Here is an 11529-nt window from a genome sequence, read left to right on the forward strand (position 1 = left end):
ACCGCTCCTCCTCCGTCCGTCGTCCGTACCGCTCCAACCCCGCTCCTCCTCCGTCCGTCGTCCGTACCGCTCCAACCCCGCTCCTCCTCCGTCCGTCGTCCGTACCGCTCCAACCCCGCTCCTCCTCCGTCCGTGCGCCGGCTCCGCCTGCTCTCTCCCGCTCCAGCTGATGTCTCTTCGCACGTCCATCCAGCTCCGCCATAGGCCCGTAGGGAAGTAGTCGGCGTGCCGCGGTCCCCTTGTCCATGCCTGTGACCTGCCCGTTTGGCTTCCGGCGACTCGAATGGAAGGGAACCCCAAACGGGACCTGAAACGGAACCTGAAAGAGGACCCCAAACGGGACCCCAAAGAGAACCCCAAACGGAACCACCCTGCTCGGTCCCGGCCAGCTCGTTCCCGAGCCCTCAGACGGCCCTTCAGCCTGGGGGAGAGATCTCCCCCAGGCACAAGAGCGTCCGTGAAATCGGCCGCTGGGCCACGGGGGAGGAGATGTCACTCCCCCGGCAGTTCTCGGCCGGCGCTTCCGTTCTCCGTCGCGCGGAAGGGAGAGATCACTCCTGCCCAGGACGCATGCGGGGCTGCCCGACCGGGATCAGGGAGAGATCTCCTCCCCTATGGACTTCAGGATGGAGGGGAGAGATCTCCCTGGACGCAGGGTCTACGGGCCGGGCTTGTTGCTCCTGCGGCCGTTTCGTTTCCCAGCTGTCCAAGGCGTCTTGGCCGGTGGCGAACGAACCTGCCTTCGTCTGCCGTTCGTCCGTCGAGGCGAGGCACGCTCAAAAGGACGGACAGCAGACAGTCTCCGGACAAGGAAGCAGAGCGCGGAACGCGACCGTGAGCCAGGTGCTCATTCGCAGACTTAAGCAACCTTCGGCGTCACTCCAGGGCATCGCGCAGGTCGGCGAGACGGTAGGCCGTCGGCTTGCCCGCCAGATCGGTGACGCGGCGCGAGGTGAGCGTGAGGCCCGAGGAGCGCAGCGCGCGGGCGAGGGCCTTGCCGGCTTCGCGGAGGCGGGTGTTCTCCTCGCGGTTGTCCCAGCGCCCCCATCGCTCGGGGTCGGCCTGCCGCAGGTGGTCGAGGAGCTGGGTCACGGTGAGGTGGGGAGGGTTGCCGTGCTCCGCAAAGGCGGCCAGCAGGTGTCGCGCGATCGCGGGCTGCTCTGTTACCGGGGCGCCGGCCGCTCCGGTGAACCGGAGGAGCTCCTCCCAGGTGGGCGGCTCGCTGAGGCGGTCGTCTCCAGCGCCGGTAACGAAGTCCGGTAGCGGAGCGCCCAGCGCGGCGGCGAGGCTGGCCTCGTCGATCTCGACGAGACCAGCCTCAGCCCGTTCAGCTGCGCGGCGCTTCGCCTCTTCGAGGGTGATGTGGTGGACCTTGTGGATCATGGGCTCGTCCGGCATACCGGGCGCGCCCTCGATGTAGACCTGGGCGCACTGCCGCAGGTCGTCGCCGGACTTGGGGTTGAGGCGGTGCGGGAGCCAGCCCTCGTCCATCATGCCGCCGCCAAGGGCGGCTTTGACGTCCACGTCCCGGCACGGGCCGAGAATCTTCAGGGCCGGCTGCTGGGCCAGGTTGGAGCCCAGGAAGGCCGTGGTGGCGCCCTGCGCGGCGAAGACGATCCACACCCCCTCCTTGCGGCCGATAAGGAGGAGAGAGGCAACAAGTAGCTTGGAAAGTTCGGTTAGTTTGGGGAATTCGTCAATGAATACAAGGATTGCCGGGTACTGAGGTGACGGTTGCCAGGCATCACCCATGCCGAGACCGCGGCGGACGCGGGCGCGGCCGGCGGCCAGGCAGTGCAGCCAAAGCAGGGTGCGCTCGGTGGTCGCGGGGTCGAGGCTGGTGAGCCGGATCGCGTCCTCGTACGGCCCGGGTCCGTCGCCGCTGGGGTCAAGGAAGAGCGTGACCGTGTCGCGGCATGCCGTGGTGACGTCAACCAGGGCGCGCAGCAGGGTGGACTTGCCGCCGCCGGATCGGGCGATGACCTCGCCCATGAGGCCGGCGAGGGAGAAGGCAAGGGGGCGCCCGTTGGCGGAGCCGCCGTAGACGGCGGGGTCGGTGATGCTGATCGACTTCGGGGCAAGGTAGGGCGCGGGCGGCAGGTCGGCGAACATGTCGCCTTGGCGTAGGAGGAGGGTCGCGCAGGCGGTGCGGCTCTTCAGCGGCTGGACGATGACGTCGCCCTTGCCGAGGTCGAAGAGCGTCTCGAGGTCGGGGGCCTTGTTGATGATCGCGGCGGGGGTGCCCTTGGAGACGCGGACGGTGGACTGCCAGCCCCAGGGCTGCTGCTCGACGTCTGTGATCTCGGCGACGGGGATGTTCTCAGCCCGCAGGGCGCGCAGGATGCACTCTGATGTTTCATCGCTGGTGGTTGCTCGGGCGATGGGGTAGGGGGCGGTGTCGGGCTCGGTTGCGTCGGCGACGCCGGGGACCGGTTCCGGCATGGGGAAGCTGAGGTCGGGTGGCGGTGGGTTCAGCACGGTGGGCCGGCGGCCTTGGACCCAGGCGGCTGCTCCTGCGAGCAGGGTGGCGGTGCCGGCGGTGTAGGCGGCGGGGGCGGGGTTCTGTGCGGCGAGGGCGACGGAGATGGCGAGCAGCACGGTGGTGCCCAGGTGCCGGTTGCGGGCCCGGGCGGTGCGGGTGGCTGCGAGGTCGGCGCCGTTGGGCGGGCGCGGGGTGAACGTCTCTCCGCGGACGGCGTTGGCCTCACGGGAGTAGAGGGCGCGTTGGCGGTGTGCCTGGTGCTCGCTGGAGTTCTTCCAGTGCTTGAGCTGGGTGTTGATCTCCTGCAGGTCGGCAGTGCGGCGGTTCTTCCACTGGGTGTGCTGGTGGTTGAGGTGGAAGGCGGTCAGGTACTCGGTGGAGAGGTCCTGGGCGTTCCACCAGCGGCTCAGTTGCCGCGCGGTGTGGCGGGTGCCGGTGGCGAGGACGGAGCGCTCCCGGAGGGCGATCTTGTGTACGCACGCGGCGAGTGCGGCACCTCGGGCGGGTCGCCTCGGTGGTTGCGGCTCGTTGGGGTCGTCGCGGGGGCCGGCGGAGTCGACGGCTTCCTTGTCGAACTCGTCGAAGGATGCGGGGGAGGCGGACATGCTGCTGCTCCTGGCGGTGCTGCGGTTGCCGCCGGGCGGGCGGCGGCAACCGCGGCGTGGATCAGTTGAAGGCGCCGGTGATCTGGAGGCCGATGCCGTTGACGAGGGGGACCAGGGTGGCGGCAGCCAGGCCGGCGCCACCTGCGGACAGTCCGAGTCCGCTGCCGGAAGCGGCGCCGAGTCCGAAGTCGAGGGAGACGGATTTGGTGATCGACTTCCAGGCGGTGGCCAGGCCCACACAGAGCAGGACCAGGACCATGGCGCCGGCCGGGGTGATCACCCCGGGGTGGGCCCCGCCGTGGATTGCGGGGGTGGCCGCTCCGGTCGCACCGGAGAGGACCTTGTCGCCGCCCATGTTCATGACGTGGGCGACGAACCCGAAGAAGTACCCGAGCACTCCCCCAGTGCACAGGACGGAGAGCATGCCGAGCGCCTGGCCGAGGAGGAAGGGGATGAGGGCCTTCCAGCTGCGGTGGTCGTGGCGGAAGAAGCGCACCCCGCGCCAGACGAGGAAGGAGAGGGCAACGGTGAGACCGCCGATCGTGACGTACGTGGCGGGGGTGAACATCAGGAGGCTCCGGTCAGGGCGGTGACGATCAGGAGGAAGGTGGGTCCGTAGAGCACGCCGACGGAGATGTTCAGGGTGAACAGCCATCGGGTGATCGCGTTGGGGTAGCGCAGCCGCCAGGAGCCGGTGACCAGGGCGGCCATGAAGGCCATGCCGATGGGTGCGGCGGAGCCGGCGTCGTGGGCCAGGGTGTAGAGGGCGGGCTGGATCAGCCCGCCTGCGACCACTGCGCTCAGGCGTGCCTTGTCCGCGACGATCCAGGAGAAGTCGAACAACCGGTCCCGGCCGGCGGTCGGGGCCTGCTTATCGGCGTAGTAGTAGTGGTGGTGATGGACTTCAGCCCCGACGGCGGCAGGAGGTTCACTCGCAACGTCGTCGTGGCCGTGCCGGGCCGAGGGGAAGGCGTCCGTCTCACCCAGGGCTGCTTTCACGTAGGCCCGGGCCCTGAGCTCGTCTCCGCCGATCGCGGCGGAGACGGCGCCCGGCTGGGCCCGGGGCGCGACGGCGGGTTCTGCTCGACGGCGCCCGGTCGAGAGCATCTTCATCGGTGGGCCTCGCGGTCCTTGATGGTGCGGCCGGGCAGGGGCGGGACGAGCATGAGGGGTCGGCGTCCTGCGTGCCGCAGGCGGGCCGGGACGTGCGGGGCGGGCGTGGTTCGCCGGTCGGCGACGAGAGCGAGCGCCGTTGCGACGTGCTCGTCGAAGGACAGGTCCTGCGTGCTGGCGGTGCTGGGCATGGCTGGGTCCTCACGGGATCTCGGGAGCTCGCGGGCGGCCGGGCCGGCATCCGCGGAGCGAGGTAGATGGAGCGGGTCAGCGGCGGCCGGCGCCTGCAGGGACGAGGAGCTTCGAGCCGGGAAGCTCGTCGTAGCCGTCGGCCAGGGCGCGCAGGAGCTCGTCGTCGAAGGTCAGGGCTGTCGGCTGGCCTTCGGAGGCGAGTGCTTTGGGAACCTCGTTGGCCAGGGCCAGGGCCTGGTCGACGTGTCGTTCCAGTGGGACTGCGGTGCCGGTGCCATACCGGCTCACCGCGGCCGGGAGCCAGGTGTCCTGGGACTTGTGGAACTTGCGGGCGCGGGGTGTGCCGATGCCGACGGCGCTGGCGCACTTGTTGATGCCCCACGCGAGCTTGCCGTCGCGGCGTCGGGGCACGAGGCGGACGAACCGCTCCTCCACCTCGGAGTCCGTCAGGACGTCGGTCATACCGTCAGTGGCCCCCATACCGGTTCCCACCTGCGGTTCTTCGGTGACGGCCGGGTCATCCGGGGTGCCGGTATGGGCGGTGCCGGTATGAGGCGGAACCGTTCCGGCGGCTCCGATCAGGGTGCCGCGCATGGCTTCGAAGGCCGCAGCGGAGCGCAGATTCATACCGGCCCATTCCGCTTGCCGGACGCGGAGCTGCAGTCGGCCGACTACCTGTTCCAGCACGGCCGGGTCGGCGCACCGGGCTCGCTCGCTGGCGTTCTGTGCGCGGCTGTCGGCCCGTGCCTCCAGGAGCCGGTATGCCCAGCGGGTCGGTCGGCCGGCCTTCCGAACTGCTTCCTGGGCTCGGCGTAGCCGGTACCAGCGAAACGCGGCCCGTGAGATCCGGACCTCGGCGGTGGCCTCCTCCTGGGCCAGGTCCTGGCGGGCGGCGAGGAGCAGTGCGACGCGGACGGCCTCGATGGGGTGGAAGAAGCGGACCAGTGTCAGACGGCGGTCCGGGCGGGCGCGGCTGCTGCGGGCGGCACGGCGTTCCTCCAAGGAGCCGAGTTCCCACAGGACCGCGGCGAGGACCGGCCACACCGCGCGGACGACCGCGCCGAGCAGGGAGGCGGCTTCGGCCGCGGAGAACACGGAGCTGGTGCCGGCCAGGACCCAGAAGAGGACCCCGGACAGTCCCGGTCCTTCGCCGGCACGGGCGCGGCGGCGCGCGCGGCGCCCGCAGACCATAGCGGCGACGTCGAGAGCGATGAAGGGCAGAAGGTCGAACGGGTCGCTCAGGCCCATCTGGTGACGGCCCACACGGCGCAGCCCGGTCGCCGACAGGGCAGCTGCCGCTGCGGCGATCACCATCGTCAGGCGGTCTTCGACGCGGCGTCCGTACAGGTCGGCGGCCGCGGAGCGCTGCTTGTCGTCGAGGGTGGCGTGGAGCGCCCGCCGTCGGCGCAGGGCGAGGACCGGGCCGAGGGTGAGGACGATCGTGCCGGCGACGAACTGCCAGGAGGTGAGCAGTTCGGTGATGGGGAGCGTCGTTCCCGGGAGCTGGTCGAAGGTCACGGGCTGTCCCTTCGGGCGGCCTCGCTGGCAGCCTTGGCGGCTCGCGCCTGCAGCTGTGTGGCGGTGACGAGGGCGGGTTCTTCGGTGACCCAGGTCCGAAACGCTTCGCGCTCGAGGGCGGCCTGGTGCCACAGCGCGAGGAGCAGGGGGGCCAGCGGGCTGATCTGGTCGGTGGCGGCCGTGGCGTGGATCGGCACGGCCACGATCTGGGCGGGTTCGCGCCGGGCAAGGTGGCTGATCAGCTGGCGGTGGCGGTTGCGCAGTTCGGCCAGCTCGCGTCGGGCAGTGCGGGCCTCGTGGCGCGCGGTCGCCGCTGTCCGGAGCAGGGCGGCGAGGCTGCCCCTGCGGATGAAGCGGATCATCGGTTACCTCCGCGGACCGGCCGGCCGGCGGGCTGCCGCGGGGTGGTGGCGCCGGCCTGGGCGGGGGGCGAGGGTGCCGCGGCATGGGGAAGGTGCGGGTGGTGAATCACGCCGCCTCCGTCCAGCCGGCCGCGATCCGGTGGGTGCGGCGGAGGTTGTCGCGGCGCTGGACAGCGGCGCGGATCGCGGCCGTGTTCTCGGCTCGCCTGGTGGCCGGGATGGAGTTGCCGGTGTACTGCTGGGCGATGCGCTGGACGTCGGCGCCGGCCTGGATCCGGTCGGTCTGGGCGCGCGCGGATCGGGTGTCTTCGGCGCGGGCGCTCTCCAGCCGCTCGTGCTCGGTCTTCAGGCGCACGGCGAGCTTCTGCTGGGACAGGCCACCGCGGACGCCGTGCGGGTCGTCGTCCCTGAGGGCGAGCTCGGCGCATACGGCGCGGACGGGGCAGACGGCGCAGTGGTCGCGGACGGTGGCGGCCCTGCGGCGGCGCCAGGTGGCGTCGGGCTCTTCGTCGCCCTGGTAGAAGTGGTCGGGGTTGGGGGCCACCGTGTGGCAGACGGAGTGCTCCAGGGCCTTGCGCAGCTGGGGTCGGCGCAGTTCTCGGGCGATGAGGTTGCCGTCGCGGCCGGTGAGGTACCCGCCGGCGGCGAGGACGTCGATCGGGTCGGCCTGGGCGAGGTAGAGGGCGATGTCCGTCTCGTCGGTGCCGTTGGCGGCCGACGGCGTCTCGGCGAGGGCCGGCTGGCCTGCCATCATGGTGCTGTTCATGGATTGTCGTCTCCTGTGAAGCGGGGGCGACGCGCTCCGCACGGCCTCCGGGGGTCCAGCCCCGGAGGCCGCTTGCGTGGAGCGCGCGGATCGGGCGGGCCGTTCGGCGGGGGTGGCCGCCCCGGCCCGCGGGCGCCGTGCTCGGGCACGGTCCGGGGTCAGCGGGTGGTGCAGCGCGGATCGTTCGGGGCGACGGCGACGGAGCCGTACTTGTCGTCGCCGTGGAAGATCACGTAGACGCGGTTCGGCCCGTCGCACTTCGCGCCGACGTTAGAGAAGCCGTCGCTCATCACGACGATGTCCATCGGCTGCTTGTTGATCGCGCCCTTCGGCGCGTCCATGAAGGGCTGGGTGGCCTTGCCTCCGTCCAGGGCGCAGCCGGTGGCGCCGAGGGCCAGCGCCGCGGTGAGGGCGGCGGCAACGGTGATTCGGGTTCGGACGTTCATGGCGGACTCCATCACTCACAGAAACATCTGGCTCATCTGGCTCGTTCCAGATGAGCCAGATGTGTGATGATGGTGCACCTGAAGATCGATCACGTCAAGGGGGATGCCCGATGAAGGGGACCAGGGCCCGGGGCCGCCCGCGCCGGTACGGCAAGATGTGCCTCATGTCGCAGCCGAGCCAGCAGGACAAGGTCACTGCCGAACTGCGCCGCGCGATCGTGGCTGGCGAGTTCACTCCGGGCAGCTTCCTGCCGTCCAGCCGGGTGCTCGCTCCGCGGTTCGGCGTGGTCCGGAACACGGTCATGGCAGGCCTCGGACCACTGGTCGAGGAAGGGCTGGTGGAGTCGCTGCCCAAGCGCGGCTACCGGGTGGTCGGCGCCCCTTCGGCGTTCGAGGTCGTCTGGACGCAGGGCGGGCAGCTTCTGCCCGTCGGCGAGGAGCAGCTCGGCCACGGCGAGGATCTACGTACGGAGCTGCGCCAGGCGCCGGCCGAGGTCGCCCGCCCCCTCCAGGGCCCGGACGGGATGACGGTGGCGGTGCGCAGCACCGTGCACCGTCACGCGGGTGCCCCTTGGGCGTTCCGGGAGTTCTGGGTCCCGCGGTCGGTGGCCGACGTGGCCCGCCGGCTCCTGGAGCCGGAGGCCGTCGACGAGGAGCGGCTGCTCGCGGAGCACGGGCTGGGGCAGGACGGCGTCCGCAGCTGCTGGTCCACCAGAGCTGCAACCGCCGACGAGGCCCGCGTGCTGAAGTCCGGCCCGGCGCCTGTGCACTTCATCCAGCGGACCGGCTACCGCCAGGGCGAGCCGGTCTTCTGCGAGCTGACGGCGGTTCGCGCCGATCGTGTGCACCTGTCGCGGTCGGCCGGGAATCCGCCTGCGGTGCCCGAGACATGACAGGTTTTTGGTGTGTACGCACCATGTGCGGCGACCAACAATCGGCTGTCCACATACGACAGGTATGGGGATAGGGTGACATCCAGTCGATCTAGCATCGACCCCGAAAATGCACGATGCCCCCGCGACCTTGAGCAAGTCGCGGGGGCTTATCGAACCGAGAACCGATAAGGCGGTGTCTCGTGGTGAAGCGTACCCGCACCCACGCGCAAGCACTCAGTCAGCCTGCTGATCGAGCGGCGTCTTCGACGTCGCTGCGGCGGGCTGTTCTGCTGTGCGGCTCGCGCGATGGGCGCAGCGCCCCGGTTGAGGGGGGCGGGATGTCGTAGTTCGCCGGGCGGGCGCCTTTTGCCAGGCCGCTCCTCGCCCTTCTCCGCCGGTCCCGGAGTTTGCCGCTCCTCGACCCGGCCTTCACCGCTCAGCAGGAGTTTGCCGCTCCCCTGAGCGAGGTTCAGACCTCACGGTCTGATGATCACTGCCTCACCAGCAGCTGCCCCAAGCGGGGCTTTGTCGTACCCCGGGCCAGGCCCGGAGAGGACGGAGTACATCTTGCAGTACCGCCATGCCCTTTGTCAGCTCAGGACCCGCCGACAGGGTCTGATCCCGGCCACTGCCCCGGCCCGCGCGGCCAGATCCGCGCGCCGAGGCTCCTCGCGCATGTACGCCGTCGGGATGCCCCGGCCCGCGCAGGTACGGCTTCTTGCCGCGGCCCGCACCCCTTGTCCGGCTGCTGACGGCCTTCCGCCGCGCCGTCGCCGGCCCGCGGTTCATCCCGCTCTCGGCTGACTCGCCGGCTCGTACGGCGGGCGAGGGGAGAACGGCTCTGACGCACCCCCTTGTCCTGCAGGTCAGCCCCTGGTTCCGGCCAGGTCCGAGAGGCGCCGAGGAGGCGGCGGGTCCGGGTGTGGACAAGGGGGGCCGAATTCTTCCGCCTTCCCCGTCACACCGAGCCGGGCCCGCACACCTCTATGGCCGACACCCACCTCTGACCGGCCGAGGACCGCGCCCACATCGACAACACAACAGCCCCTTCTGTGACCGGCGGGGGCTGCGAAACCCAGCGCAGTGAGCCATGGGCCGCTGTGCCAGGAGAAGTGTGCCCACCACCGCTCTTTCCTCTGATTCACCGCTCGCCTCACGCGAGCACCCCGCTCCGGCGGCGGCAGCGGGACCCGCCGCGGCGGTCTGCGGCGCGCCCGTACGACGGCAGCGGGTGAAGGTGCCGATGCGCCTGGTCACCTCGCCCTTCTACGCCGACGTCGCGCTGGCGGTGTACGTGAAGGTGAAGGCGCTCGGCATGCGCGAGGAGGGCTGCCAGGCGAAGTCGGCGACGATCGCTTCCTACCTGCATCTCTCGAAGGCCTCCGTGGAGAGAGGACTCGCGCAGTTGGCGCGGCCCGCTCCGGACCAGGTGGTGGAGTTGGTCTCCCAGCGGCGCACGCTGCGCGGCGGGCAAGGGACCTCGGCTCTCCGCCGGACCAGGCCCATGTCGCGGACGGAGACCTTCGTGTGGGTGCCGGTGGCGGCCGCGGAGGACCTCACGCCCCGCCAGCTGCGCGCGTACGCGATCATCGCGTATGCGCAGGCGGTGGGCATCCAGCTGACCGAGGGGGAGCTCGCCGGCTCCTTGGTCCACCACTCCGGCAAGAAGGCCGGCCAGCCGCTGACCGCGACGGCGGCCGGCCAGGTGGTCGACGAGCTCGAGACGGCCCGGTGGCTGACCGTTCGGCGCCGCGCGGGAGCCCGGGGACGCCACCTGTTCACCGCTCACGACATCGCCCCTGCCGCCTCGCCGGGGGAAGAAGAGGTCACCGGCCCGGCCGACCCGGCCCCCGGCGACGACGCGGAACGCCCCCGGCAGGGGCGGGCGGGCATCCTTCCGGCTGAGGCGGACAGTCCCCCGGTTAGTAAGGGTTCGGGTCCGCTGGCCGATGAGGGATCCCTCGCGAATGAGGAAACACTTAGGACTGACCGACCGGAGGACGCGGGTGCGCTTGACTCACCCGCCGTAGGCGAGATTCAGGTAGTAGAGGGCGCTGCGCCTGTGGAAAACCCGCCGGTCCCCAAGCCACGCGGCAGGGCTTCGGCGGTTCTCGCGCTGCGCGCGGATGCAGACAACCAGCCCGTCATCCCCAAGCCGACGACCGGCCGGTCAACGGATTCCCGGCGGGCGTACAGCGGCCCGCAGCTGACGCTGAGCCCGGAGATTTACGCGGTGCTGGAGCCGGTCCACTGGCTGCTGAAGCGGGTCGACAGCCCGTTCGTCGCGCGGAAGATCGCGCGGGAAGTCGGCCGGCAGCTGCGCGAAGGGATGGCCGCGGAGCGAATCAGCCACCGCCTCACCATCCGCACGGCCCGGACGATGGCCTCGGAGATCCACGATCCGGGCCGGTGGCTGCTCGGCGTGGCTCTGCCGCGCTGGGGCTGCGGCCACCAGGACTGCGAGAGCGGCGTCATGTGGTCGACCGGGCGACGTTGCGACGTGTGCGCGGAGGTCGTCGCCGACCGTGCTGCGGCACGCCAGCGCAGTCAGCGCCTGGCGGAGGGCCTGTGTCCTGAGCACGGCACCCGGCCTGGGCCTGCCGGCTCCTGCACGGACTGCGTCCTGGACGACGCCATCCGCCGCCCTGTCCCGGCCCCTCGGTCCGAGCCCGCGGGACCCCCGCGCGGAACGTGCACCGGGTGCGGTGCCCGGATCTTCCTGATCGGCCAGGCCCTGGTCGACGGCTCCTGCCTGCTCTGCCGCTCTGAGGCATCCGGGCTGCCGCAGGTCGCGCCCCGCTGGTCCGGCCCGGCCGCAGAACCCGTGACGTGCATCGGCGGTGCGGACGGTGCGGCGTGCGATCGCCCCGCACTCCCGGCCCGCAGCGTCTGTGTCCGCCATCGGATCGTGGAGATCGCCGCCGCGGCTGTCTGACCACCATGCCCGTCCGGGCCCCGACCCTGCCCGGGACGGCACGCCGGGTGGTGCGGTGGTGCGGGAACTTCACGGCCGTCGGCGGACGCAAGCTCCGCACCACCGCACCGCGGGGCCGGCGCACCGCACCAGGGGTGCGGCTCAACGCCCGCATGTTCAACGTCGCCGGCGCCGCCCCCACCCTCGCCGGCGCCACCACCACCGCCGCCTTCAACCTCGGCAACACCGGCGGCCC

The 11529-nt window shown here is 71.4% G+C and carries 11 protein-coding genes; 3 read left to right on the plus strand and 8 right to left on the minus strand.

Annotated features, from left to right (window positions below):
- Positions 1-876: 876 nt before the first annotated feature.
- The 8 genes from AB0C99_RS38605 to AB0C99_RS38640 form a co-directional block, all read right to left on the minus strand.
- Positions 877-3087, minus strand: a complete 2211-nt coding sequence (locus tag AB0C99_RS38605; protein ID WP_362485028.1) for a hypothetical protein — start codon at positions 3085-3087, stop codon at positions 877-879.
- 61 nt (positions 3088-3148) lie between these two features.
- Positions 3149-3655, minus strand: coding sequence for a hypothetical protein (locus AB0C99_RS38610; RefSeq protein ID WP_362485030.1), 507 nt, complete (start codon positions 3653-3655; stop codon positions 3149-3151).
- Positions 3655-4200 (minus strand): hypothetical protein, encoded by a 546-nt coding sequence (locus AB0C99_RS38615; protein WP_362485031.1) that lies wholly within the window; start codon positions 4198-4200, stop codon positions 3655-3657. Before AB0C99_RS38615 ends, AB0C99_RS38610 begins: the two co-directional genes overlap by 1 nt.
- Complete coding sequence (locus tag AB0C99_RS38620; protein ID WP_362485033.1) at positions 4197-4391, minus strand: hypothetical protein; 195 nt, start codon at positions 4389-4391, stop codon at positions 4197-4199. Before AB0C99_RS38620 ends, AB0C99_RS38615 begins: the two co-directional genes overlap by 4 nt.
- A 76-nt stretch (positions 4392-4467) precedes the next feature.
- Positions 4468-5910, minus strand: coding sequence for a hypothetical protein (locus tag AB0C99_RS38625; protein WP_362485035.1), 1443 nt, complete (start codon positions 5908-5910; stop codon positions 4468-4470).
- Positions 5907-6272 carry a hypothetical protein gene (locus AB0C99_RS38630; RefSeq protein ID WP_362485037.1) on the minus strand — a complete coding sequence of 122 codons (366 nt, stop codon included), beginning with the start codon at positions 6270-6272 and terminating at the stop codon, positions 5907-5909. The genes AB0C99_RS38625 and AB0C99_RS38630 overlap by 4 nt, the downstream gene beginning before the upstream one ends.
- 106 nt (positions 6273-6378) lie before the next feature.
- On the minus strand, positions 6379-7038 hold the full coding sequence (locus AB0C99_RS38635) for a WhiB family transcriptional regulator (RefSeq protein ID WP_362485039.1): 660 nt from the start codon (positions 7036-7038) through the stop codon (positions 6379-6381).
- Positions 7039-7196: 158 nt separating this feature from the next.
- A complete protein-coding gene (locus AB0C99_RS38640) occupies positions 7197-7484 on the minus strand; it encodes a hypothetical protein (RefSeq protein WP_362485042.1) in 288 nt (95 codons plus the stop codon).
- 164 nt (positions 7485-7648) lie between these two features.
- Between AB0C99_RS38640 and AB0C99_RS38645 the strand changes: the two genes are divergently transcribed.
- From AB0C99_RS38645 to AB0C99_RS38655, 3 genes are all read left to right on the plus strand, one after another.
- The gene (locus AB0C99_RS38645) at positions 7649-8377 is read left to right on the plus strand and encodes a GntR family transcriptional regulator (RefSeq protein ID WP_362485044.1); all 729 of its coding nucleotides are present in this window, start codon (positions 7649-7651) and stop codon (positions 8375-8377) included.
- 1225 nt (positions 8378-9602) lie between these two features.
- Positions 9603-11294 carry a hypothetical protein gene (locus AB0C99_RS38650; protein WP_362485046.1) on the plus strand — a complete coding sequence of 564 codons (1692 nt, stop codon included), beginning with the start codon at positions 9603-9605 and terminating at the stop codon, positions 11292-11294.
- 5 nt (positions 11295-11299) lie between these two features.
- Positions 11300-11529 (plus strand): hypothetical protein (locus tag AB0C99_RS38655; protein ID WP_362485048.1); only part of this gene is annotated, 230 nt, incomplete at its 3' end.

Source organism: Streptomyces sp. NPDC048659, assembly GCF_040650575.1.
Taxonomy (GTDB): Bacteria; Actinomycetota; Actinomycetes; order Streptomycetales; family Streptomycetaceae; genus Streptomyces.

Bases quoted from the DNA above. Each gene is read 5' to 3' on its own strand.
- AB0C99_RS38605 (WP_362485028.1), bottom strand. From the start codon at position 3,087: ATGTCCGCCTCCCCCGCATCCTTCGACGAGTTCGACAAGGAAGCCGTC.
- AB0C99_RS38610 (WP_362485030.1), bottom strand. From the start codon at position 3,655: ATGTTCACCCCCGCCACGTACGTCACGATCGGCGGTCTCACCGTTGCC.
- AB0C99_RS38615 (WP_362485031.1), bottom strand. From the start codon at position 4,200: ATGAAGATGCTCTCGACCGGGCGCCGTCGAGCAGAACCCGCCGTCGCG.
- AB0C99_RS38620 (WP_362485033.1), bottom strand. From the start codon at position 4,391: ATGCCCAGCACCGCCAGCACGCAGGACCTGTCCTTCGACGAGCACGTC.
- AB0C99_RS38630 (WP_362485037.1), bottom strand. From the start codon at position 6,272: ATGATCCGCTTCATCCGCAGGGGCAGCCTCGCCGCCCTGCTCCGGACA.
- AB0C99_RS38635 (WP_362485039.1), bottom strand. From the start codon at position 7,038: ATGAACAGCACCATGATGGCAGGCCAGCCGGCCCTCGCCGAGACGCCG.
- AB0C99_RS38640 (WP_362485042.1), bottom strand. From the start codon at position 7,484: ATGAACGTCCGAACCCGAATCACCGTTGCCGCCGCCCTCACCGCGGCG.
- AB0C99_RS38645 (WP_362485044.1), top strand. From the start codon at position 7,649: ATGTCGCAGCCGAGCCAGCAGGACAAGGTCACTGCCGAACTGCGCCGC.
- AB0C99_RS38650 (WP_362485046.1), top strand. From the start codon at position 9,603: ATGCGCCTGGTCACCTCGCCCTTCTACGCCGACGTCGCGCTGGCGGTG.